This window comes from Kurthia sp. FSL E2-0154, from assembly GCF_038003625.1.
GTDB lineage: Bacteria > Bacillota > Bacilli > Bacillales_A > Planococcaceae > Kurthia > Kurthia gibsonii.
The window spans coordinates 1-25,292 of record NZ_JBBOPO010000001.1 but is presented as its reverse complement, the minus strand read 5'-3'; the positions used below and the strand labels follow the sequence as shown (position 1 = coordinate 25,292).

At 38.5% G+C, this 25,292-nt stretch carries 25 protein-coding genes; 4 read left to right on the top strand and 21 right to left on the bottom strand.

The annotated features are described in order from the left end of the window. Positions 1–116 precede the first annotated feature (116 nt). Positions 117–1,697, top strand: coding sequence for a hypothetical protein (locus MHB75_RS00125; protein WP_340995042.1), 1,581 nt, complete (start codon positions 117–119; stop codon positions 1,695–1,697). Then, positions 1,694–4,453, top strand: a complete 2,760-nt coding sequence (locus MHB75_RS00120; RefSeq protein ID WP_340995040.1) for a DEAD/DEAH box helicase — start codon at positions 1,694–1,696, stop codon at positions 4,451–4,453. The genes MHB75_RS00125 and MHB75_RS00120 overlap by 4 nt, the downstream gene beginning before the upstream one ends. Positions 4,454–4,567: 114 nt before the next feature. On the opposite strand, the gene MHB75_RS00115 is transcribed toward MHB75_RS00120, so the two are convergent. Continuing rightward, positions 4,568–4,957 (bottom strand): single-stranded DNA-binding protein, encoded by a 390-nt coding sequence (locus MHB75_RS00115; RefSeq protein WP_082701481.1) that lies wholly within the window; start codon positions 4,955–4,957, stop codon positions 4,568–4,570. Positions 4,958–5,172: 215 nt separating this feature from the next. On the opposite strand from MHB75_RS00115, the gene MHB75_RS00110 reads away from it, so the two are divergent. Beyond that, complete coding sequence (locus MHB75_RS00110; RefSeq protein ID WP_340995036.1) at positions 5,173–5,580, top strand: YwpF family protein; 408 nt, start codon at positions 5,173–5,175, stop codon at positions 5,578–5,580. Between the two features lie 111 nt (positions 5,581–5,691). Here MHB75_RS00110 and MHB75_RS00105 read toward each other — a convergent pair whose 3' ends face one another. Both MHB75_RS00105 and MHB75_RS00100 read right to left on the bottom strand, forming a co-directional pair. Beyond that, on the bottom strand, positions 5,692–7,260 hold the full coding sequence (locus MHB75_RS00105) for an IS1182 family transposase (RefSeq protein WP_340995034.1): 1,569 nt from the start codon (positions 7,258–7,260) through the stop codon (positions 5,692–5,694). 38 nt (positions 7,261–7,298) lie between these two features. Next, positions 7,299–7,502 carry a hypothetical protein gene (locus MHB75_RS00100; RefSeq protein ID WP_340995029.1) on the bottom strand — a complete coding sequence of 68 codons (204 nt, stop codon included), beginning with the start codon at positions 7,500–7,502 and terminating at the stop codon, positions 7,299–7,301. A gap of 212 nt (positions 7,503–7,714) precedes the next feature. On the opposite strand from MHB75_RS00100, the gene MHB75_RS00095 reads away from it, so the two are divergent. Then, positions 7,715–8,886 (top strand): IS3 family transposase gene (locus MHB75_RS00095; RefSeq protein WP_340995027.1). Its coding sequence is split into 2 segments (ribosomal slippage): positions 7,715–7,976 and positions 7,976–8,886, totalling 1,173 coding nucleotides; the frame shifts between segments, so codons are not numbered across the junction. A 686-nt stretch (positions 8,887–9,572) separates the two neighbouring features. Here the strand turns inward: MHB75_RS00095 and fabZ are convergent. The 18 genes from fabZ to upp all read right to left on the bottom strand — a co-directional run bounded on the left by fabZ (position 9,573) and on the right by upp (position 24,797). Next, positions 9,573–10,007, bottom strand: a complete 435-nt coding sequence (gene fabZ / locus MHB75_RS00090; protein WP_068455831.1) for a 3-hydroxyacyl-ACP dehydratase FabZ — start codon at positions 10,005–10,007, stop codon at positions 9,573–9,575. Positions 10,008–10,018: 11 nt separating this feature from the next. Continuing rightward, the gene (locus MHB75_RS00085) at positions 10,019–10,303 is read right to left on the bottom strand and encodes a DNA-directed RNA polymerase subunit beta (protein WP_068455834.1); all 285 of its coding nucleotides are present in this window, start codon (positions 10,301–10,303) and stop codon (positions 10,019–10,021) included. A 24-nt stretch (positions 10,304–10,327) separates the two neighbouring features. Next, on the bottom strand, positions 10,328–11,158 hold the full coding sequence (locus tag MHB75_RS00080; protein WP_340995023.1) for a flagellar hook-basal body protein: 831 nt from the start codon (positions 11,156–11,158) through the stop codon (positions 10,328–10,330). A 12-nt stretch (positions 11,159–11,170) separates the two neighbouring features. Next, the gene (locus MHB75_RS00075) at positions 11,171–12,010 is read right to left on the bottom strand and encodes a flagellar hook-basal body protein (RefSeq protein WP_340995021.1); all 840 of its coding nucleotides are present in this window, start codon (positions 12,008–12,010) and stop codon (positions 11,171–11,173) included. A 52-nt stretch (positions 12,011–12,062) separates the two neighbouring features. Continuing rightward, entirely contained in the window at positions 12,063–13,055 is a 993-nt protein-coding gene (locus MHB75_RS00070; protein WP_340998498.1) for a rod shape-determining protein, read from the bottom strand. A 183-nt stretch (positions 13,056–13,238) separates the two neighbouring features. Next, positions 13,239–14,540 (bottom strand): UDP-N-acetylglucosamine 1-carboxyvinyltransferase, encoded by a 1,302-nt coding sequence (gene murA / locus MHB75_RS00065; protein ID WP_141274842.1) that lies wholly within the window; start codon positions 14,538–14,540, stop codon positions 13,239–13,241. A 395-nt stretch (positions 14,541–14,935) separates the two neighbouring features. Next, on the bottom strand, positions 14,936–15,178 hold the full coding sequence (locus MHB75_RS00060; RefSeq protein WP_082701482.1) for a DUF1146 family protein: 243 nt from the start codon (positions 15,176–15,178) through the stop codon (positions 14,936–14,938). 312 nt (positions 15,179–15,490) lie between these two features. Beyond that, positions 15,491–15,898, bottom strand: coding sequence for a F0F1 ATP synthase subunit epsilon (locus MHB75_RS00055; protein WP_340995014.1), 408 nt, complete (start codon positions 15,896–15,898; stop codon positions 15,491–15,493). Between the two features lie 24 nt (positions 15,899–15,922). After that, positions 15,923–17,347 carry a F0F1 ATP synthase subunit beta gene (gene atpD / locus MHB75_RS00050; RefSeq protein WP_068455847.1) on the bottom strand — a complete coding sequence of 475 codons (1,425 nt, stop codon included), beginning with the start codon at positions 17,345–17,347 and terminating at the stop codon, positions 15,923–15,925. Positions 17,348–17,397: 50 nt separating this feature from the next. Further along, the gene (gene atpG / locus MHB75_RS00045; protein ID WP_068455851.1) at positions 17,398–18,255 is read right to left on the bottom strand and encodes an ATP synthase F1 subunit gamma; all 858 of its coding nucleotides are present in this window, start codon (positions 18,253–18,255) and stop codon (positions 17,398–17,400) included. 48 nt (positions 18,256–18,303) lie between these two features. Further along, positions 18,304–19,827, bottom strand: a complete 1,524-nt coding sequence (atpA, locus tag MHB75_RS00040; protein WP_087682508.1) for a F0F1 ATP synthase subunit alpha — start codon at positions 19,825–19,827, stop codon at positions 18,304–18,306. Positions 19,828–19,861: 34 nt separating this feature from the next. Next, positions 19,862–20,398, bottom strand: coding sequence for a F0F1 ATP synthase subunit delta (locus tag MHB75_RS00035; RefSeq protein WP_340995009.1), 537 nt, complete (start codon positions 20,396–20,398; stop codon positions 19,862–19,864). Further along, positions 20,395–20,916, bottom strand: a complete 522-nt coding sequence (atpF, locus tag MHB75_RS00030) for a F0F1 ATP synthase subunit B (RefSeq protein ID WP_141274838.1) — start codon at positions 20,914–20,916, stop codon at positions 20,395–20,397. Before atpF ends, MHB75_RS00035 begins: the two co-directional genes overlap by 4 nt. Before the next feature lie 169 nt (positions 20,917–21,085). Then, positions 21,086–21,304: a F0F1 ATP synthase subunit C gene (gene atpE, locus MHB75_RS00025; protein ID WP_068455864.1), complete on the bottom strand. Its 219-nt coding sequence runs from the start codon at positions 21,302–21,304 to the stop codon at positions 21,086–21,088. A gap of 84 nt (positions 21,305–21,388) precedes the next feature. Continuing rightward, positions 21,389–22,102 (bottom strand): F0F1 ATP synthase subunit A, encoded by a 714-nt coding sequence (gene atpB / locus MHB75_RS00020; RefSeq protein WP_068455867.1) that lies wholly within the window; start codon positions 22,100–22,102, stop codon positions 21,389–21,391. Positions 22,103–22,140: 38 nt separating this feature from the next. After that, complete coding sequence (locus MHB75_RS00015; protein WP_340998496.1) at positions 22,141–22,500, bottom strand: ATP synthase subunit I; 360 nt, start codon at positions 22,498–22,500, stop codon at positions 22,141–22,143. Positions 22,501–23,026: 526 nt separating this feature from the next. Further along, on the bottom strand, positions 23,027–24,139 hold the full coding sequence (wecB, locus tag MHB75_RS00010; RefSeq protein ID WP_141274837.1) for a non-hydrolyzing UDP-N-acetylglucosamine 2-epimerase: 1,113 nt from the start codon (positions 24,137–24,139) through the stop codon (positions 23,027–23,029). 28 nt (positions 24,140–24,167) lie between these two features. Beyond that, entirely contained in the window at positions 24,168–24,797 is a 630-nt protein-coding gene (upp, locus tag MHB75_RS00005) for a uracil phosphoribosyltransferase (RefSeq protein WP_068455876.1), read from the bottom strand. Positions 24,798–25,292: the final 495 nt, after the last annotated feature.

Below are 25,292 nucleotides of genomic sequence, written 5' to 3'. Positions count from 1 at the left end.
TGACAGTTGTTACAACAACACTTTTAAATACATAAAGTTTTTTTCTTTATTCATTCACGTTCGTCCTTAAAAGCGATATAATAGAAAGAACGATTTTTTTCGGGAGCGGATGATGAATGAACATGAATATTGCAGAAATTGCAAAAGCAGAAGAAGATATAATTCGAAAGTATATGGGGCAAATTTCAAAAATGTTGCCCCCTACAAAACAAGAGTCGGAAGAATTAGTGCGCCGTGCAGCTTTTCTTGTACGTCATAACTACGTCAAAATCATTGATTATGATTACAAATTGCATAAAGCCCTTTTTGTAGTCCAAGATGCAAGTCTCGCTACGGTAACATTAAATTTGAAAGACCATTCACTTAACTGCTCATGCGCTATGAAAGAAAGCCTATGCCGCCATCGTGTTGCGGCGCTTTTTGCCCTCTACCAATACATTGACTCTTTATCAAATTGGTTGGAGCAATTCCGTTCTCGTGCACAACAGGAACAAATGACCTTATTTAAAGAAGAACGAACGCCTGAAAATTGGTTGCGTTTTGTACAAAATGTTTATAAAAGAAACTTATATCATCAACAACAGATGAATCCCTATCTGCTAGATGGTATTTTTAATGATATGATGGAGCAAATTCGCAAACAGCGACCACTAGAACGTGAATGGCAGCCACTTTTTGATGTATTTACACATGTTGCATTACTATCGCATACGTGGAAACATCTATCACTTGCTAATACGGAAGCGGCACAAAGTTTTTATCGTCGCTTTATTCAAGATGAAATTGAACGTCTTGAAGTGAACGTGTTGGCTATGTCGAAAAAATCACGTCTGTTTGCATTTGATCCTTTCTATAATTCACTAAAAGAGATGAGTCATTACTTCCTATTAAATCAAGGTGGGTATGTCGAAAATCGCATCGAAATCTACCTATTAATATGGAATCATATTTTTACGAATAAAAGAGATCGTGAAGTTGAACTTGAAAAGTTATCAACTGCTCGTCAATATGAAGATGACCTATCTATTCCATATATGAAATCCATCTTTTTAGTAATGCTCGACCAAACAGAAGCACTTCAACCCTATTTAGATGAAATTGAAGCAAAAGATTTACTATCATGGATTGAATTAGCTCGAACAGCTGGTTTGAATCAACAAGAAGCTGTTCGCAAAAAAATTATCGAAACAACCATTCCATTTATGGGTACATTTATTCAGGAATATCTTGCGCCACCTCATCGCATGTCTTTCGTTAAACATTTTGATGAAGAAAGACAAGGTGTAGAGCTATCGGAAGAATTAGAAGAGACACTATTTGCAGCGTATGGAAAATATGGTTTGCAGCCTTATTCTCAGTTTTTAATTCGAAAGAAGCGCTTCGATGATTGGTCTGCGCTACACCAACTCTATCCAACTTCTCTCGCTTTTTTAGAGATTTGTGGTTTGAAGACGGTTGTAGAAGAACGTCCATCGGTTCTTTTATCACTCTACCACTCATTAATTATGGAAGAGATTAATCAAAAATCACGTCAACACTATAAGTCTGCTGTTCGCCTTATGAAAAAAATGAAGGCAGTCGCGAAGAAAAGTGGAAAACATGAATTTTGGAATCAATATGTCACAACCGTTCGCCAAAATTATAAGCGTATGCGTGCATTGCAAGAAGAAATTGAGAAAGGAAATCTGATGCTATGACAACAACAGCTTTTACAAAAACAATCGGCCTTTCTATTGATATATTACCGAATGGACAGTTTCATCTTACAGGATATGATGCAAATGTTGGTCGCCCGCTTCGCTTAGAAGAATGGGTGACACAACTTTACTATAAACATGAAAAAAGCTTTTTCGGCTTAGCGATTACAACTAAAAATGAACAAGTCTTTTTAACGACGCTTGAATTAATTGAATTATTTTCGCCTTATTATCGTCATCCATTTGTTCAGTATAAGGGATTAAATGAACAGGACGAGCAATTTCTCAAAACAGTACAAGAAGCCGCTGATTACTGGTTTAAAAAAGACTTATGGCAACATGTTGAAATAGATGAGCAAGTATCATTCCACCTTCCTATCTCACAAGATGCAAAAGATTTACTCATGCAAGCACTTCAGATGACACTCACAGAAGCTGCTTTAACAGAAGACGACTTACCTGCACTTGTACCATTTTTCCGTAATGGCGGTTGGCCAATTCGCGAAAAACAAATTGATGATGAAGTCATGATTGGACTTCGATTACGTGAACCAGAGGAAGGCGAACAACTGTGGCAACTTGAAACGGTTCTTCGTCCGACAACGAAAACGACCTATTGGACACCTCCTGTACGTAAAAGACACTTGAAAATTGAACATGTCTTACCAGCAAAGTGGGCGGATTATGCTGCTTCGATTCATCAACTACAACAGCAAATGATGCATCTTTTAGGTGACCAACCTTATATGGTAGGAATTCCAGATGAGCCATTCCTATGTGTGAATTTAACGGATACGGATGTGCGCCAATTTTTACGTGGTGACTTCGTTCGTTTACAAGCACTTGGTTTTGAAATTGTCTTACCTGCATGGTTGAAAGAATTAAAAGAGTCTAAGTTCAAAGTACGTGCCAATGCAAGTACTTCATCGAACTTCAAATCTGCTGCTGGGCTGCAAGAGATTCTAACATTCGATTGGAAGGTCTCATTGAATGGTCACGATATTCCGATGGACGAATTCAAACGTATGGTAGAAGACCAGCGTGAATTTATTCGTGCAGGTACCGAATGGGTGCGTGTAGATGCAGCATGGATGCAAGAAATTCAGCGATTAATGAGCCAGACCGAAACAGAAAACTGGACGGTGAAAGATTTATTATTCCAAGAGTTATCCAGTTCACTCGATATCCCACTAGAACTGGATGATGATGACGACCGCGATGATCCGATGTTGCAACTTGAGCTCCAAGCATCTTTAAAGGATTACGTGCAGAAAATGATGGAGAAAAAAGGACTTCCTGATTTAACGGTATCCCCTTCTCTACAAGCGACATTGCGCCCTTATCAACAAGAAGGTTACAACTGGTTATCATTCATGCGTGAACAAGGCTTTGGGGCTGTACTTGCAGATGACATGGGACTTGGTAAAACGATTCAGTTAATCTCTTATCTACTGCGCGTCTATGAAGAAGAGCAACCACCAGAGCCGACGATTATTATTTGTCCGACTTCCGTACTTGGAAACTGGCAAAAAGAGATTGAGCGATTTGCGCCTTCACTGACGACGTATTTACACTACGGTGCGAAACGTTTAAAAGGTGAGCAATTTACAGATTACTTACAAGACAATGGAATCCAAATCATCTTAACAACGTATGGTACGGTAACACAGGATATTGAGGAACTATCACTGCTTCATTTTACGAATATCACGCTGGATGAGGCGCAAAATATTAAAAATATGAATACGAAGCAATCGAAAGCGATTCGTCGTTTGAATGGCTCACATCATATCGCCTTAACAGGAACACCTGTTGAGAATCGTCTATCTGAACTATGGGCGATTTTTGATTTCATCTATCGCGGTTACTTGGGCAGCTTCTCTCGATTCCAAGAGTCGTTTATTGCACCGATTGAGCGCGATGACTCAAATGATGTCAAAGAAAGGCTTCGCAAAAAGATTCAACCATTCCTACTGCGTCGTACAAAACAAGACCCTGCACTTCAGCTAAATTTACCAGAGAAGCTAGAGCAGCGTGAATACTGTGCTTTGACGGAAGAACAGGCAGTATTATACGAGAGCTTTATTCAAGAGACATTGCATAAAATTGAGACATTGAGTGGTTTTGAACGTAAAGGGTTAATTTTGAAAATGCTGAATAAATTAAAGCAGTTATGTAACCATCCTGCATTATATTTAAAAGAGGCATTCGATGAAGCACCTACGATGATAAAACGCTCTGAAAAGTTGAAACATATCGTGTCAAAAGGTGCTGAAATTATTGATAACGGTGAACAATGTCTGATTTTCACACAGTATATTGGGATGGGCCATTTACTGCAGCACTGCTTCTCGGAATTATACGACGTGGATGTACCATTCTTAACAGGAAGTATGCCGAAACAACAGCGCGATTATTTCGTTGAATCATTCCAAAAAGGTGAATTCCCGATTTTCATTCTGTCGTTAAAAGCTGGCGGTACAGGGTTAAACTTAACTGCTGCGAATCATGTATTACATGCAGACCGTTGGTGGAATCCAGCAGTCGAAAATCAAGCAACAGACCGCGCATATCGTATTGGACAGACACAATTTGTCCATGTGCATAAATTTATTACAACAGGTACGATTGAAGAAAAAATTGATGCCTTATTAACAGAAAAACAAGCTTTATCGGAAGAACTCATCCAATCAAGTCAATGGATTACAGAACTTGATGATGCGCAAATTAAAGATTTACTAAGTTTTTCATTTTAAATAGAGAGAAGGAATCGCATGAAGATGTGGTTCCTTCTTTTCTTATGTATAAATGGAAAGAAAGAGCCCCCCAGCTCTCTCTTTCGCCTACATACTCCCTCATAGAGCCCTCACTTATTGCATTGGTTGTTGCGCTGTAAAAGCAGCTGGTAATTGAAAATCTTCTACTTTTACAGTTGGTTCTGGATTTTTCAATTGTAAAAATCGCACTTCTAAAGCTAGCACATCTGTAATATAAATTCTCTTTCCTTCATCATTCGTGTAATTACGTGACTGCAATCGTCCGATTACCCCGACTTGTGATCCTTTGCCACAATATTTCACCATGTGTTCAGCTAACTTCCCCCATGCTGTACAAAGAATAAAATCGACGTCGTTCTCTCCTTGCTGATTTTTAAAATTCCGATTGACCGCAAGTGTAAAACGCCCGACACTTTTACCGTCTGCTACTGTCCTTACTTCTGGTGCTTTCGTTAATCTCCCAACAATTGAAACGTTATTCAATGTTTCACCCCCCTTCTATTACCGCTATACTAAAGGATGCCGAGATTTTACGCAAAATGGCGTTTTCGTATTTCCTATATGGTTCAACATAATATTTTCAAAAAATAGACACGAATCGAGCAATTATTACATGCAAGTTATGAATACGGCATGTTTTCATATGTTATACTTATAACATTAAAAAAAGGTAGGTGGTTCATCTGAAAACATTCAAAATGCTGTCAATTGAACGCTTTAAAGAAGACACATTTATTTCCTATCCACTCATTGATGGTATTATCATCAACCAAGAAAATAGCCATCGTACTTGGATTCTCGAGATGTACGTTGATCACAAATATGCAGAAGATTTTCTACCGCTTATAGATACAGACGAAGTGATTGAGGTACGTGCGGTTATTTCATATCCTGATAATGAACCTGCAGGATTTTGTGTACTTGTTCAAGGTATTAAATACTTTGAAAATAAAGTATCCATTCTCATGAAAGGAACACTCAAAACACATCGTCGCCAATATGCCGAGCAACTACTCGATAAATTAGTCGAAGAAGGTTTAACAGGTGACGAACTGTTAGCACGATTCCGTTCCGACATGATGACACGTCCGCACCTTCAACCTTAAATATAGTAAGAACGAGGCTGGGACATAAATAGCTCTCAGTCACACAAAAAAGGAGATTGCGCAGGCAATCTCCTTTTTTGTGTGATTTTTTTCATAAGTGATGGGAGGGTTTTACCCTCTCATCGCATACTTTCTTAGGTTGGTTGCCATTAAGGCAAGTCCGATTTCATTTCGGACCTTCGATTTTCCACGAAGTGAAAATCGAGTGAAACCTAAATTCGCCTTCAAAAATCCAAAAACTGGTTCCACATCGATTTTTCGTTTTCGATAAATGGCGCCTGTTTTTGCTTCTGAAAGCGTCGCTTGAATCATTTTCTTTTGTTCTTCCCAATGCGTATTGATGGCTAATCTTCGATTGTTTCCTTCACGTGCTTTTGTACAAGATGAACGGAAAGGGCATCCTGAACAGTCTTCACATGTATATATTTTAAAATGACGTGTAAATCCTGTTTTGTCCGTACGTGTTGAGTCGTATTGATACGTTACTAATTGTCCATTCGGGCACGTATAACAATCTGTCGTTGCGTTATATGCCCAATTGCTTGTTTTAAAAGGATCTTTAAGATATTTTCGTTGCTGTTCTTTGCGATACATACCATATGTAATTAATGCTTTACGTTGGAGTGTTTCTACCACGTATTGATAGTTCGGTTCACTACCATAACCTGCATCGGCGACAATATGTTCAGGTAATTCAAAATAATGAGCTTGAATATCTTGTAAAAAGGGCACGAGTGTTTTCGTATCTGTTGGATTCGGATACACCTCATAAGCAAGGACATATTGGTTTTCTGTTGCGATTTGAACATTGTAACCGGGTTTCAGTTGTCCATTCTTCATATAATCGTCTTTCATGCGCATAAATGTCGCGTCGACATCGGTTTTTGAATAACTATTTCGTGTACCCATCTGTTGTAAATGAAGGCGATATTGTCTTTTTCGGACAATCCAATCTTTCACTTGTTTTAAATATTGTTTCGGTGTTTTACGTGCTGCGCGTAATTGTTTTCGTTCACTTGAATCAGAGGAAGCTTCCAGCTTTTCTGTATAATCATCAATCACTTCTTCTAATGTCGAAGCGACTTGTTCTAGCTCTTCTTCAGATAAAGCCTCTTTTTGTTCCTTTTGAATGGCAGGCAAAATACGTTCTTCTACGAGTTGCTCGTATAAGGCATTAGACTTTTCAATCATACTAGCTTGATAGTTTTCAACCGACTTCTTCCATACAAAAGTGAACTTATTGGCATTCGCTTCAATTTTTGTACCATCAATGAAGATTGCTTGTTGGTCAATGCATTTTTCTTCAATTAATCGACACCGGAATTGGATAAAGCATTGTTTTAGAAGTTCTTGCATCTGTGGATGAACGCGAAAACGATTAATCGTACGATAGCTTGGTTCGTAACCTTGTGCTAACCACATCATACGTACACTATCTTTTGTTAAATCTTCCATCCGGCGACCTGAAAAAATAGATTGTGTATAACCACATAAAATAATTTTCAACATCATTTTAGGGTGATAAGAAGGACAACCTGTCGCTTTGTAGAAAGGAGCGAAAGCTTCTTCTGGAATACTTTCGACTAAATGATGGATCGAAAAAGCAATATCTTTTTCAGCTAGTTTCATTTCAAAATCTAATGGTAAAATCACTTGATTCATGTTATAGTTTTTATACATAAAGAGCACTTCCTTTTATTATTTTTGTGGTAAGATACTTAAATTTTAACAGGAAAGGCTCTTTTTTTGTATCCTATTTTTTGTTTTAGATGGGCGTGAGGGCGTGACTTCTGCGGGAACAGCACGAGCGGAATATCCATGTTGGCGATGCATCGCCAACATGAGATGAAGCCGTGCCCGCGAAAAGCATCGCCCAAAACGAACATCCGCAGACAGACCAAAAAGAGCTTCGGCATTTTCATGTGCCGAAGCTCTCTTGCTTTTAGCTAGGGTTTTGTCCCAGCCTCGTTTTTTTATAAAATGGAATACTAATTTCATAAAAGGGAATCTCGACTCTTGAAAGGGACTTTTTCACATGCGAAAGGGAATCTTGATGATAGTCTAAATTATGGACACAGTAAATTGGGAGTTTATAAAGTATAATAGTCTCAATAATTTACTAGGAGTGTCTAAAATGACCAATCGAAAAAGTTACGACAAAGAATTCAAATTAGAGGCAGTACAGTTAGTTGAAAGTGGCAAGAGAGTTGCGGAAGTTGCACGTGAGCTAGACCTTGCGGAACAAACGTTACACAACTGGGTTAGAAAATTTGGTAAAGATGGAGAAGCTGCTTTTGTTGGTAGCGGAAATTTAAAACCAGAGGACAAGGCAAATAAAGAGTTACAAAAAAGAATCCGTGATCTAGAAGAGGAAAATGCCATCTTAAAAAAGGCTATGAGCATCTTTGCAAAAGACCAGAAGTAATTTATGACTTTATTCAACAGCACCGACACGAATACCGTGTGGCAAAGATGTGCGAAGTATTAGGTGTTTCAAGAAGTGGTTACTATGAGTGGCTGAACCGCCCAAAAAGTAAGCAAAAAGAGCGTAAAGAAAAGTTAACAAGCCAAATAAAACGAGTGTATTTAGATTCCAGAAGAAATTATGGTAGTCCTAAAATCACAAAACAATTGAATTCGGAAGGAGTCCATGTATCACAAAAAACAGTATCGAGAATTATGAAAAATGAAGGAATACGTTCAAAAACAGTGAAAAAATACAAAGCGACGACGAATTCAAAACATAATCTACCAATCTATTCGAATCTATTAGACCAGCAATTCAAAGTAGACCGACCTGGGAAAGTATGGGTAGCGGATATTACGTATATATGGACAAGTGAAGGATGGTTGTATCTAGCGACAATTATGGAGCTGTTTTCAAGGAGAATTATCGGATGGGCGATGGATGCGAGGATGACAAAAGAGTTAGTGATTCTTGCCTTAAAACGGGCAATTAGAGCTCAATCTCCAACTTCTGGACTTATTCATCACTCTGATCGTGGGAGCCAGTATGCATCGAAGGAATACCAACAAGTATTACGAACTAACGGAATCATCACAAGCATGAGCAGAAAAGGAAACTGTTACGATAATGCATGTATTGAGTCGTTTCATAGCGTGATCAAACGAGAACTAGTTTTTCACGAAAAGTATAAAACGAGAGATCAAGCCAAGAAAAGTATCATTGAATACATCGTTAGTTTCTATAACTACAAACGGATCCACTCATATACAAATTATATGTCGCCAGTTGCATACGAAAAGCAATATTTCGAAGTTTTACAGAAAGCTAGAGTCATATAATCTACCCCTTTTAACCTCACAAATAATTTAAGGGTTACGCCCCTTAAATTATTTGTGAGGCGAGCAAGCGATAGCGCGATAGATTCAGAGCGAAATCTCAATTTCCTCTGTCCATTTTCTTGACATAGTATCAAAGGGACTTTTTCATATGCGAAAGGGATTCTCAACTTTTGAAAGGGACTTTTTCACATGCGAAAGGGAATCTCGACTTTTGAAAGGGACTTTTTCATATGCGAAAGGGAATTTCGACTTTTGAAAGGGACTTTTTCACACGCGAAAGGGAATCTCGACTTTTGAAAGGGACTTTTTCATACGCGAAAGGGAATCTCGACTTTTGAAAGGGACTTTTTCATACGCGAAAGGGAATTTCAACTTTTGAAAGGGACTTTTTCACACGCGAAAGGGAATTTCAACTTTTGAAAGGGACTTTTTCACACGCGAAAGGGAATTTCGACTTTTGAAAGGGACTTTTTCATATGCGAAAGGGAATTTCGACTTTTGAAAGGGACTTTTTCACATGCGAAAGGGAATTTCGACTTTTGAAAGGGACTTTTTCATATGCGAAAGGGAATCTCAACTTTTGAAAGGGACTTTTTCATATGCGAAAGGGAATCTCGACAATCGAAAGTAGAATACTCTCACACACAAAAAAAGAACCGCATCTCAGCGGTTCTTGCATACATCAGTTATTCAGCTTTTGGTCCAATTGCAAATAGGATGTCTGCTTCACATACTAACTCATCGCCAACAGTCACTCGACCATGACCTTTACCCATTGTGCCACGTAACTTCACAAATTCAACTTCCATTGTTAGTACGTCTCCTGGGATTACTTGGCGTTTAAAGCGTGCATTATCGACACCTGTTAGGAATACGATACGACCTTTAAAATCATCTGAACTTAATAGCGCTACGCCACCTACTTGTGCCATTGCTTCAATGATTAATACACCTGGCATAACAGAATAGCCAGGAAAATGCCCTTGGAAGAATTCTTCATTCACTGTTACGTTTTTGAAGCCTTTCGCGCGCTTTCCTACTTCTAATTCTGTAATGCGATCCACTAATAAAAATGGATAACGGTGTGGTAAAATTTCTTGAATTTGATTCGCTGTTAACATATTAAATCCCCCTATTTCTCTGTACCATCCATAATATCGAATACATGCGTCCATGTCGATGGTTTAAATACATCTAACATATCACCATCGCCAATTACGCCATAACCAATCATTAATCCAACGAAGGTTGCGATGAATAGGAGGACGATGATTACTAATAAGCGTAATAGCATAAATTTAATAGATTTTTTCGCGTAACTTTTACTCGAAAGTTCCTCTACTATCTCTTGTTGCTCTTTACGTGCCTGTCTTGATACCGTAGGCGTTACCTTCTTTTCAGCTCGTCTATCTTCCATCGATTGTTCTCCTTCTAGTGTTTATTAACGCATACCATTAATAAGACCTAACATTTGGTCAGCCATTGTAATAGTACGTGCATTCATTTGATAAGAACGCTGTGTATTAATTAACTCAGACATTTCTTTAGATAAGTCTACATTAGAAGATTCCAATGCGCCACCTTCAACTGAAATTTGCGCACGATCATTACCAACAATCAAGTTTGCAATATCACCCTCATTTGGATATTGCGCTGCGATATCATCTGAGTAGCGTAAGTATTTATCTTCATCTTGTTTTAGCAAGTTGGGTTTACTTACTTGTGCAATCCCAAGCTCTACATTTTCTCGACCACCATCTGCAAAGGTTACGTTCATTGTACCATCTGGTGTTACAGTAATGTCCGATACATCTTTATCGAATCGAATTGAACGCCCATTTGAATCTGCTACGTCATAACCATCCGAGTTCACTAAACTCGTACTGCCATTCGCATTCGGTGATAAGTAAAAATTCCCTTGACGCGATAATACAAGTCGATCAGAAGAAGGTGATAAAAACGTGAAATATTGATTCTCTTTCGTTAGGGCAAAGTCTAATTTACGATTCGTCTGGGTAACATTTCCGACTTTCGTATTTAATTTTGTTTGCGCAATTTGAGCACCTACACCGATTCGAATACCAGCCGGTGATTGACGTGATGCGCGGTCTCCTGTGTCATTATTAAATTGTTGATACAGCATTTCGCCAAATGTCGCGTTACGTGCTTTATAACCTACCGTATTGCTATTCGCAATATTACTCGATACAGTATCGAGTTTTTGTTGTAGTTGCGACATCGTGTTTGTTGCGGTTAGCATTGTGCGTAACATTTAAAAATCCTCCTATACCTTACCGATTTCATTTACTGCTTTATCCATACTACGGTCATAAGCTTGCAAGACTTTTTGATTCGCTTCAAAGACACGGTACGCTTCCATCATCGTTGTCATCGTCTGTGCTGAGTCCACATTTGAACTCTCTGTAAATCCTTGCTGTATCGTAAATGTAACACCATTTGCATTATAAGCATTCGGTAAATCTTGATTATCGGCTGTAAAGTATAAACCATTATCCTGCTTTTCAAGTGCATCTGGTTGATTAGAATATGCAACACCTAAACGCCCTACTTGTTGTCCATTTACAGTAATCTCACCTGTTGACTTCAATGTGAAATCATTATTTTGTAACGCAATACGGTTGTTGTTTTCATCGAGGACATATTCACCACGTGCAGTTGTTAAAAAACCTTGTCCATCAATTGCGAAGTTACCGTTACGTGTATAAGCTTGTCGATTATCGGCTGTTTGTACTTTAAAGAATACTGCTCCTTGTTTACCTGTCTGTGGATTCACTGGTAGATCTCCATCTAATAGCGCCACATCCGTATTACTCTCTGTTTCCACAATCGAACCTTGCAAAAAGTTCGGCAATGTTTCTTGCATATAAACGCCTGTTCCCAAATCACCGATTTGCTGCATATTACTAGGATTAAAGCCGTTCTGAAGCGAGGATGCCCCCGTTTTTTGAATGCTAGACATCAGCATATTTGGAAATGATCGAATCGTCGATTGGTCCGCTTTATATCCTGGTGTATTCGCATTGGCAATGTTATTTGAAAGCATCTCTGTACGACGTTGCTGCGCAATCATACCTGTAGCTGCTGTATAAAATCCTCTAAACACAAGCACTCATCCCTTCTTAAAAAAATTCACTAGTTTATTTATCGGCTAAAAGTTACTTTTTTGAAATGTTATTCAGGTTATCTAAAATCATACCTGTTCCAAGAACGACACAATCCATTGGGTTTTCAGCTACATATACTGGCACAAATAATTCTTCTGTTAAAAGACGGTCTAAACCACTAATTAATGCGCCACCACCCGTCAGCATAATTCCACGATCAATAATATCCGCTGAAAGCTCTGGTGGTGTTTTTTCAAGCACATTCTTTGCAGCTTTAATAATCATCTCAATAGAATCTGAAATCGCTTCTAACAGCTCCTCAGAAGTAAAAGAAATCACTTTTGGTAAACCTGTCACCATATCGCGTCCTCGAATGTCCATTGTATCATTTTTATCTGCTAATATCATGGACCCAATCGACATTTTTAAGGACTCTGCTGTACGTTCTCCTACTAATAGTTTGTACTTCTTTTTTATGTAAGCCGCAATGTCTTGATCAAATTGATCACCTGCTACACGTAGTGACTGTGCTGTGACAACTTCACCCATGGATAGAACCGCGACATCCGTCGTGCCACCACCGATGTCGATGACCATATTACCTGAAGGTTGGAAGATATCCATACCCGCTCCAATCGCCGCTACTTTCGGTTCTTCTTCTAAATAGACTTCACCACCACCTGCACGAATTACCGCATCGCGAATCGCTTTTTGCTCTACTGGTGTAATATTGGAAGGACAACACACAAGGACACGTGGCTTCGACATAAATCCTCGTAATTTTAATTTTTGAATGAAGTATTTTAACATGGCTTCCGTAATATCGAAATCATGAATGACACCATCTTTTAATGGTCGAATCGCAACAATATTTTCTGGAGTACGTCCAATCATTTGACGCGCTTCTTCTCCAACAGCTAGTATCTTTTTCGTATTTCGATCAATCGCTACAACAGAAGGTTCGTTTAAAATAACCCCTTTTCCTTTTAAATATATGAGGACGTTCGCCGTACCTAAATCAATGCCTACGTCTTTTGAAAACATCATGAGTGCCCCTCTCAGTGTATCTTATTTTTTCCTATTATTAGGTACTATTTTATCATAGCTGTCTACTAATTACATTAAGGCTCTTATAAATTAATTAAGGCGATCTTTTTATTTAAATATAAAAAGTCCATTTTTCACAGACAATTCATGTCTAGAGAAATGGACTTCTTCATTTTGAAATTAATTTACTTGGAATTCTCTTTCGACAACTTCTTCTGTGTTTGATACACGCTCGATGTCAGCACCAAGAGAAGCAAGTTTTTTATGGAAATCAACGTAACCGCGGTCTAGGTGTTTTAATTCAGAAACACGCGTAATACCGTCTGCTACAAGACCTGCTAAAATAAGTGCTGCTGCTGCACGTAAATCCGTTGCTGCTACTTCTGCACCTTGTAAAGATGAAGGGCCTTCGATAATTACTGAACGACCATCAATTTTTGCTGTCGCATTCATACGACGGAATTCTTCAACGTGCATGAAGCGATTTTCGAATACAGTCTCTGTAATGACACTCGTACCTTGTGTCACTAACATTAATGCCATCATTTGCGATTGCATATCTGTTGGGAAACCAGGATGAGGAATCGTTTTCACGTCTACTGCTTTCAATGGATGTGTAGCGCGTACACGAAGCCCTGAAGCCTCTTCAGTGATTTCTACGCCCATTTCAACCATTTTCGAAATTAACGCTGTCATATGCTCTGCTTCGGCGTTTTCAATGACAACATCGCCACCAGTAATCGCTGCAGCTACCATAAATGTACCTGCTTCAATACGATCTGGAATAATATGATGTGTTGTTCCTGTTAGTCGTTCCACACCTTCGATACGAATTTTATCTGTACCTGCACCGACAACACGGCCACCCATTTCGTTAATAAAGTTTGCTAAGTCTACGATTTCAGGTTCTTTTGCTGCATTTTCGATAATTGTTGTACCTTCCGCAAGTGCTGCAGCAGTTAAAATATTTTCTGTTGCGCCCACACTTGGGAAATCTAAATAGATTGTTGCACCTTTTAAACGTCCTTCTGTTCTTGCTTCAACATAACCATGTCCGTTCGAGATTGTCGCACCCATTAATTCAAAACCTTTTAGATGTTGGTCAATTGGACGTGAACCGATTGCACATCCACCTGGCATTGCAACTCGTGCATAACCGTTACGTGCTAATAATGGCCCCATAACAAGAATTGAGGCACGCATTTTACGAACGTATTCAAACTGCGCTTCTGATGAAAGTGTTTTAGAAGCATCAATTTCAACTGTATTTGTTTCAGGTGAAAAAGATACGTCAACATTTAAACTTTTTAATACTTCATCAATTGTATATACATCTGCTAAGTTCGGAACGTTTTTAATTGTATTCTTTCCTTCTGATGCTAAAAGCGTAGCGGCTAATACAGGTAAAACGGCATTTTTGGCACCCTCTACACGTACATTTCCTTTTAATACACGACCGCCTTTGACGATAATTTTATCCATTAATCTGTCCCTCCGAACTCATATTCTGTCATCTCAGTATTTATTTTATCTATTATTCGTTCATAAAATTCTAAATGTATGATGTCATTTATTAGTAACAAAACAAGTACAATATTACCTTTTTTCAAGATGTATTTCAAGCACCCTTTAAACTATTTTCAAAATGTATTTTGTATTACTATAGATACTGAGAAGACGCTAGAACACAGACTTTCATCTCTTTATAGGTAAATGAACCACTGTAAGAACAGTACCCTCGAAATCAGGACATAAAACGCAAAACATCTATGTATTACCTGACTATTTCCCAGGCAATTATTTCTCTCTCTCATTTCAATAGCAATATAATATTGGATGCTTTATGTGCAAACCCTTTAAATTTACGCCTTTAACAATTAAAACAAATATTGTAATTGACGCGACCAGTTTAAAAACTGTAAAAAGAAATTCGATACAGCTGTTCCTAGTGCAATACTCACTAAAATCAATAGAAGTTGGATTTGAAATACTCTCCCTTTTTTGAAGATTTGCTCATACATCAAACTCTGCAATGAGTAAAATGCGATACCAATAAAAAAGATATGCGAGATCAATCCTAAAAGTGCACTCGTTCCAATTGTTGCATTAATCGAATCCAAATTCCATTTCCCCTTTCAGTAAAAATACACATAGGTTCATTATCTCAATAAATGAAGCATATTGCTACAAAAAAGTGAAGTATAGGTTAAAAATCGTCCCATTTACCAGTCAAATTTTTATCATATTTCCAAAAGAAAATCGAGTGAATACATTTTTTATGCAACCCACTCTCTATTAAAACATACAGATGATTTATTTAAAAGGAAAATAAAGGTTTTTCATGATTTGAAATGGGTATTTTTTATGTATAAACAAAAAAACTGTCTTAACAAGCCAACAAAAGTTGGTCATTAAGACAGTCTTTTATTAAATTAGATGTTACCCTCTTTAACGTTGATACGATTCATTGCGCGTTTTAGCGCTGCTTCAGCACGCTCGAAATCTGTGTTTTTGTCTTGTTTTGCTGCTAAGCGCTTTTCCGCACGTTGAAGTGCTTCTTTCGCACGAGCAAGATCAATTGAATCAGCAGGTTCAGCAGAAGGAGATAAAATCGAAACTTTATCGCCACGGATTTCAACGAAACCGCCGCTTACTGCTACAAAATCAGTTGTTTTATCTTTTTTCAGACGAACAACCCCAACTTCAAGTGGCGCAACAGTTGGAATGTGACCTGGTAAGATCCCCATTTCCCCGCCTGTTGTACGCACACTTACCATTGAGACTTCAGAATCGTATACTGGGCCGTCGGGAGTGACAATGTTGACTACAGTGGTCTTCATATTTTTTCCTCCTCGTCCCTAATATTAAAGTGTTACGCCTAAACTTTTTGCTTTAGCAATAACATCATCGATGCCGCCCACTAAGTGGAATGCTTCTTCAGGGAATTTATCGTATTTACCTTCAAGGATTTCAGAGAAACCTTTAATAGTATCTTTTACGTGTACGAATGATCCTGGTTGACCAGTGAACTGTTCCGCAACGTGGAAGTTTTGAGATAAGAAGAACTGAATACGACGAGCGCGGTTTACAGTTAATTTATCTTCATCAGATAATTCATCCATACCTAAGATAGCGATGATATCTTGTAATTCGTTGTTACGTTGTAAAGTTGATTGTACACGACGAGCGATATCGTAGTGCTCTTGTCCAACGATTTCAGGTGCTAATGCACGAGAAGTTGAAGCAAGTGGATCAACCGCTGGGTAGATACCCATCTCAGATAATTTACGTTCAAGGTTAGTTGTTGAGTCTAAGTGAGCGAATGTTGTAGCTGGAGCCGGGTCAGTGTAGTCATCGGCTGGTACATACACCGCTTGGATAGAAGTAACAGAACCTTTTTTAGTAGAAGTGATACGTTCTTGTAATTTACCCATTTCAGTAGCAAGAGTTGGTTGGTAACCTACAGCAGAAGGCATACGACCTAATAATGCAGAAACCTCAGAACCTGCTTGAGTGAAACGGAAGATGTTATCAATGAATAATAGAACGTCTTGTCCCATTTCATCACGGAAGTATTCTGCCATTGTAAGACCAGAAAGTGCTACACGCATACGTGCGCCTGGTGGCTCGTTCATTTGACCGAATACCATCGCAGTTTTAGTGATAACGCCTGCGTCAGTCATTTCGTAGTAAAGGTCATTACCTTCACGAGTACGCTCACCAACACCAGCGAATACTGAGATACCGCCGTGGCCTTTTGCGATGTTGTTGATTAATTCTTGGATTAATACCGTTTTACCTACACCGGCACCACCGAATAAACCAACTTTACCACCTTTGATGTAAGGTGCTAATAAGTCTACTACTTTAATTCCTGTTTCAAGAACTTCAACTGAAGTTGAAAGCTCATCGAATGTTGGAGCTTCACGGTGAATTGGATCACGACGATCAGAAGCTGGAATTTCTGGTTTACCGATTTCTAAGTCGATTGGTTCACCAAGTACGTTGAATACACGACCTAAAGTGTTTTCACCGACTGGTACTGAGATTGCCATACCTTTGTCAGTTACTACTGCTCCACGTTGTAAGCCATCAGTAGATGACATAGCGATTGTACGAACAGTATTGTCGCCTAAATGAAGCGCAACTTCAAGTGTAAGAACTTGAGGCTCTTGATTAGGCTTTTTAATTTCTACAGTTAAAGCGTTATAAATTTCAGGTAATGCGTTGTTTTCGAACTTAACGTCGACAACAGCACCCATTACTTGAAGAACGTGTCCTGTGTTCATATACTTTTTCCCTCCTATCAAACTATTACAGTTTGAGATGAAGCTTTAGCCTATTCTAAGGCTGCTGCTCCACCTACGATTTCTGTAATTTCCTGTGTAATAGCCGCTTGACGTGCACGGTTATACAAGACTGTTAAGTCATCAATTAATTCTTTAGCGTTATCTGTAGCGTTTTTCATTGCTGTCATACGTGCAGCATGTTCACTAGCTTTAGCATCTAGTAACGCACCATATACTAAACTTTCTGCGTATTGTGGAAGCAATACTTCTAGAATTTCGTCACCTGATGGTTCGAATTCATAAGATGCAGTAGAAGTAGCTGGCGCGATATCAGTGATTGGAAGTAACTTTTTCTCAACTAATTCGCTAGAAATAGCACTTACAAAATGGCTATAACACATGTAGATTTCATCATATGTGCCATCTGTGAACATACCAACAGCTTTACGAGCAATCGCTTTAATATCTGCAAATGCAGGTTGATCTGGAAGACCAATCTCCGCGTCCACAACTGTGTAGCCTGTTTTCTTAAAGAAATCAGCTACTGTACGACCTATTGCAAAGATGACTACATCTTCTTTCTTTTGGCCACGTTTTTCCATACCGTTTAATGCAGTACGGATTACATTCGTGTTGTAAGCACCTGCTAAACCACGGTCAGAAGCGATAATTAAATATGCGCTTTTCTTAACTGGGCGTTCAACTAGCATCGGGTGAGAAGCATTCGATGTTCCTTGAGCGATTGCAGCTACTACTTCTTGAATTTTAGCCATATAAGGTACGTACTTTTTCGCATTTCGCTCTGCACGTGACATCTTAGAAGATGATACTAAGTGCATCGCTGATGTGATTTTACTTGTAGATTTTGTAGAGTTAATACGTTGTTTTACCTCACGTAATGTTGCCACTGGTATTTCACCACCTTACCGTTTTTTTAAAAGTTCGTTTTCACTAAATTAAGCTTCTTCTGAGATTGCGAAAGTTTTCTTGAATGCTTCAATAGTTGATTTCATATCTTCATCAGCTGGAAGGCCTTTAGTTTCACGAATTGTACCTAAAACGTTTTTGTGGTTTGCATCGTTAGCATCTAACCATAAGTTAAATTCGTTTTCGAAACGTACGATGTCATGTACAGGGATATCATCTAAGAAACCTTTTGTTAAAGCGTAGATGATTGCAACTTGACGCTCAACTTTCAATGGTTTGTTTAGATCTTGTTTTAGAACTTCTACTGTACGTTTACCACGCTCAAGTTTAGCAGTTGTAGCTGCATCTAGGTCTGAACCGAATTGAGCGAATGACTCAAGTTCACGGAATGTCGCTAAGTCAAGACGTAGCGTACCGGCAACTTTTTTCATTGCTTTAATTTGTGCAGAACCACCAACACGAGATACTGATAAACCTGGGTTAATCGCAGGACGTACACCAGAGTTGAATAAGTTAGCTTGTAAGAAGATTTGTCCATCCGTAATTGAGATTACGTTTGTTGGGATGTACGCACCGATATCACCAGCTTGAGTTTCAACGAATGGTAATGCAGTAATTGAACCACCGCCGTATCTTTCGTTAAGACGAGCTGCACGTTCTAATAAACGACTGTGTAGGTAGAATACATCACCAGGGTAAGCTTCACGACCTGGAGGACGACGTAATAATAATGAAAGCTCACGGTAAGCTGCTGCTTGCTTAGAAAGATCATCATATACGATTAATACGTCTTTACCTTGTAGCATTAATTCTTCAGCCATTGAAACACCAGCATAAGGAGCTAGGTATAACATTGGAGATGGAGAAGATGCTGACGCAGTAAGTACGATAGTGTAATCTAATGCACCGTGTGCGCGTAGAGTCTCTACAACGTTACGTACAGTAGATTCTTTTTGACCAATTGCAACGTAGATACAAATCATATCTTGGTCCGCTTGGTTTAAAATTGTATCGATTGCGATTGAAGTTTTACCAACTTGACGGTCACCGATGATTAACTCACGTTGACCACGACCGATTGGAACAAGTGCGTCAATCGCTTTGATTCCTGTTTGTAAAGGTTGGTCTACTGATTTACGAGCCATTACACCGAAAGCTGGGCTTTCGATTGGACGAGTTTTAGTAGTGTTGATTGGACCTAACCCATCAACTGGTAAACCTAATGTATTTACTACACGACCAATTAGTTCTTCACCAACTGGTACTTCCATAATACGACCTGTACGACGAACTTCGTCGCCTTCTGTAATGCCTTGTGTTGGACCTAAAATAACGATACCTACGTTATTTTCTTCTAGGTTTTGAGCCAACCCAAGAACACCATTAGAGAATTCTAATAATTCCCCAGACATGGCATTGTCAAGACCATGAGCACGAGCGATACCATCACCGACACTGATGACTGTACCAACTTCGCTAACTTGCATCTCAGATTGGAAATTTTCCATCTGCTGTTTAATAAGAACACTGATTTCTTCAGCTTTGATGCCCACGTTTGTCACCTCTACCTCTCACAATAATTTTGGATTAACCTAGTAATGCACGACGTAAACCGTTCACTTTGCTTACGATTGTATTATCGTAAATTCGGTTTCCAATGATTAATTTGATTCCACCAATTAATGATGAATCAATTTCGTTTGTAATATTTAATGAATCTTTACCAACTTGCTTAGCAAAAGTTGTTGAGATTCGTTCAAGTTGATCTTCAGTAAGCGCTTCTGTAGAATACACAATTGCATCTTCTATACCTGACTCATCATTCGCAATGCGGATAAACGAATCAATCACACTTACAGTTTCGTCGATTCGGTTATTAACTAAGATAACTTTTAGTGCATCGACAATAATTGGTTGTACAGATGAAAAAATTGAATCAATTAGTTCAAATTTTTTCTCTGTTGTTAGGTTAGGAGATACTAAAAGATTGAATAAATCTTTAGACTCTGTAAAAACGATTCTTACTTCACGTAAGTCAGCTACTGTTTCAGCAACTACGTTTTTTTCCTTTGCCAATTCATATAAGGCTTTAGCATAGCGATTCGCTGCAATGGATTGACTCATCGAGCTTCCCCTGCCTTCGCAATCGTTTCTTCGATAAGCGTACGATTATCTTCTGTAGAAACTTCTTTGTTAAGAACTTTAGTTGCTGCCAGTACAGATAGTGAAACCACTTCTTCACGAACAGCTGCGATAGCTTTTTCTTTTTCGCTCTCAATATCACGTTTCGCTGATTCTTGTAAACGAACTGCTTCAGCTTTAGCTGATGAAACAATTTCTTCTTTTTGAAGAATTGCTTGTTGTTTAGCGTTCTCCACAATCGCTTGCGCTTCTGTACGAGCTTCTTTAAGAAGGCTACGTTGTTCTTCTAATAATTCATGTGCTTCTTTACGACTTTTTTCAGCTGATTCGATTTCGTTTGCAACTAATTCTTCACGTTGTTGCATAATTCCCATAAGTGGACCCCATGCGAATTTTTTAAGAAGAAGCATTAATACTACGAATACTACTAAAGTTGCTAAAATTGTACCGTATTGGTTTTGGCCCGCTGCGGAACCTAGCACTAAATAATCTAATAACACGATTGTTTCACTCCCTTCAAGAGCTTAGAGTCAATTGAAATTTTTTTATAATTGAATCTTGTTTAAGATTTGTAGTCTAAAGGAATTTATATCGGTAATGAAACCGATATAAATGAAAGGCGAAGTGACTCAACTAATTAAGACTTCGCCAAGAAACATTGAAGACAAATTATTTGTTCATTACGATGAACGCGATAACTACTGCGATGATTGGTAATGCCTCTACTAAAGCGACACCGATGAACATTGTTGTTTGTAATACTCCACGTAATTCTGGTTGACGAGCGATCCCTTCAACTGTACGACCTACGATAAGACCGTTACCAATACCTGCACCTAGTGCACCTAGACCAACTGCGATTGCTGCTGCGATTAAACCTAAACCCATTGTAAATTTTCCTCCTTGGAAATATGATATTTTTTGTTGTTTAGCTAATCCCTAATGAATACGAATTAACTGGTTTATAATTAATTAATGGTCTTTGCTCACTTTGTGAGACATGTAAACCATTGTTAACATAACGAAGATGAATGATTGGATTGCTCCAATAAATACTGAGAATGCTTGCCATGCCATCATTGGAATGAAAGCTGCTAAGAAACCAGCACCTGACCATGCTGTAGCCAGACCTGCCAATAATCCTAATAATACCTCTCCGGCAAAAATGTTACCGTAAAGTCGTAGACCAAGAGTTAATGTATTTGCAAGTTCTTCAATAATCTTAATTGGTAGTAAGAAGCTCATTGGAGACACGAATGTCTTCAAGTATCCTTTCATACCTTGTGCTTTTACACCATAGTAGTTTGTTAAGACAAGAATCATAACAGCTAATGTTAGTGTAACAACCGGATCTGCTGTTGGTGATTTCCACCATAAGTAACCATCTACAGAGATTGAGAATGGTAGACCTAGCATATTCGCTACAAAGATAAACATGATTAATGTAATACCCAAGATGTGGAATTGACCACCTGTCTTCCAGTCCATGTTGTTTGAGATGATACCTTTCACGAAGTCCATAACCCACTCCATGAAGTTTTGCATACCAGTTGGCTTTAACTGAAGTTTACGCGTTGATACAACTGCAATAATGAATACAATCACTGCTGTGATTAATAACATCATGACGTCTGCTGTATTGAAACCTAAACCAGCTATTTCAAAATAAGGATTTTTATGTTCCACTTGTTCGTTCACCTCTCTTTCACATGCGCTTTGCTTATTTAGTTTTTCAACTGAACTATGATCCTATCTACAAAAAGTAGAATGTACGGAATCATTAATCCAACGACAGTACTAGCTACGTTAAAATATTCAGACCAAGTTATTGCAACTGCTGCCGCAAGTAAAGCTGATCCGTAGCGAATAAGGGTACCTAAGGACTTAACCTTTTGTCCCTGACGTGTCTTACGATCAAAGCTTTCCATTCTTCGGACCAGGTTCCAAAAATTAAATAGACCACAAAGGGCACCTAATGCGAGACCTGCGAATAACGCGTGGTACGATGTAAAGCCCCAGCCGATTGCACAAACGATTAGCAAAATAATAAAACCTATTACCTGCTTTTTAAAAATCCGATGCATTTCTACCATTTGGTCTTTAGTCTCCTGAATCTTTTTTTCGAATGATGGATATAAAGCTGACCACCGGATGGAACGTAGCTAATTGTGGAACATATTAAGGGTAACCGTTACCAAAGTAAGCATTGCTTAACTTAATCGGAAACTTATTATGTATTATTAGCTAACATTTAATGAAGTACCATCGCTCCATATAAGAACCTTTACACGTCCGAAAACGTTAAAAGAGTCAAAAGCTAGGGATTTGCCTTATACGTCAATAACCAAACTCCATAAAAAAAAGAGGTACGGCTTGATATTCAGACATAGAAACCCTTATCATTCTTACCCTTTGTTAGCATACAATAGTGAATATTTCATGTCAATTGGTTCTGCATAAAAACTTCACAACCTGTACACTTTTGTCAAATAGTCGACAAATTTAAGAAAAAACTTGGAAATGTTCTTTATTTCTCGATTTAACTTTAAAAACAAAGACTACTCGACTAAGAATATTCGTATTCTAGCTGTTCGAGTAGTTTTTGTTTTTTTATTTTTCTAGAAAAGCGATTAACGCTTCTACAATACGTTCAGAAGCATGACCATCACCATAAGGATTCGATGCTTTTGCCATTTGATTGTATAGTGCACTATTCGTCAATAATTCTTTCGTTAAATCATAAATAGTCTCTTCTTCTATTCCAGCAAGCTTGAGTGTCCCCGCTTCAATTCCTTCTGGTCGTTCCGTCGTATCTCGTAATACGAGTACTGGCTTTCCTAGTGACGGCGCTTCCTCTTGAATACCACCTGAATCCGTTAAAATCATGTAAGAACGTGACGCAAAATTATGGAAGTCAAACACTTCAAGCGGCTCAATTAAATGAACGCGTTCATGCGATTCTAAAATTGCGCGTGCTGTGTCACGAACTGCTGGATTCAAATGCATCGGATAGACTACTTGTACATCTGGATGTTCTTCTAAAATACGATGAATCGCGCGGAACATATTTTCCATCGGTTTACCTAAGTTTTCACGTCGATGTGCGGTTAGTAGAACCATTCGATCGTTACCAATTGATTCAAGTACAGGATGTGTATAGTCATCTGCAACAGTTGTCGCAAGTGCATCAATCGCCGTATTCCCTGTCACAATAATTGAGTTCGGCTCTTTATTTTCTCTTAGAAGATTTTCTTTTGCTTGTTCAGTTGGTGCAAAATGAATGTCCGCTAACACACCTGTTAGTTGACGATTCATCTCTTCTGGATATGGTGAATATTTATTCCACGTGCGAAGACCTGCTTCTACGTGACCAATCGCTACTTGATTATAAAAAGCAGCTAAACTCGCCACAAATGTAGTCGCTGTATCTCCATGCACGAGCACAACATCTGGTTTCGCCTCTTTCATAATTTGATTGAGACCTTCTAAACCGCGTGTCGCAACATCAAGAAGTGTTTGGCGTTCTTTCATAATATTCAAATCATAGTCTGGAACAATCTTAAAAGTTTCTAATACTTGATCAAGCATTTCGCGGTGTTGCGCCGTTACCGTCACAACTGTATCAATCTGCTCTGTATTTTGCTGCAACGCTTTTACAAGAGGCGCCATCTTAATGGCTTCCGGCCTTGTACCAAACACAGTCATTACTTTCCACTTTTTCATGTTTTTTGCACCATCCCTGTACAATGTATTATTTTGTACCAAATAAACGGTCACCTGCATCACCAAGTCCAGGTACGATATAACCGTGGTCATTTAGTTTTTCATCTAATGCCGCAATGTAAATATCGATTTCTGGGTGTGCTTCTTGAATTGCTTTTACACCTTCTGGAGCTGCAATTAAACACATGAAGCGAATATTTTTCGCGCCGCGTTTTTTCAGTGAGTTCATTGCTTCAATTGCAGAACCACCTGTAGCTAACATTGGATCAACAATGATGAATTCACGTTCTTCAATATCAGCTGGGAATTTTGCGTAGTATTCTACCGGTTGTAAAGTTTCTGGATCGCGGTATAAACCAATGTGTGCTACTTTTGCAGCTGGAATTAGTTTTAACATACCATCTACCATGCCTAAACCAGCACGTAGGATAGGCACGATTGCCATCTTTTTACCTGATAATACTTTTGTTTTTGTTTTTGTAACAGGTGTTTGGATTTCGATTTCTTCTGTTTGTAAATCACGTGTAATCTCGAATGCCATTAGTGTAGCTACTTCGTCAACTAGTTCACGAAACTCCTTCGTTCCTGTATTGATATCACGGATGTATGATAATTTGTGTTGAATTAATGGATGGTCGAATACATATACTTTTCCCATTTTTAGTTCTCTCCCTACTTTTGTTTATCTTGACTATTATAACAGAAATAAAACGCCATACAAATGTCAATATTTTCATTTCTCTTTTTGACACATTTTAAGCTTTCATATGACGGATTAGATTGTAATAAGATTTCTGAAAATTCATCTATATAATAGAAGAAACTCCAATAAAAAAGTGAATTTTAGTCAAAAAAGCGTGATTTCCTACATGATTCTATTCCCCATTCTATTTACTTTTATTTAATAGAAGTGAATCTAAAACGAAAATTTATATCTTTTAGAAGCTTACTCTTGAATAACGAAGATTTTTTAAAAGGGACTGGTTCGCGTGCCAAAGGGAATCTATTCTTCCGAAAGGGACAAATTCGCGCGCGAAAGGGACAAATCCGCGCGCGAAAGGGACTAAATCTCGCACGAAAGGGAATCTCCCTCTCCGAAAGGGACTTTTCCGCGCACGAAAGGGAATCTCGCTCTCCGAAAGGGACAAATTCG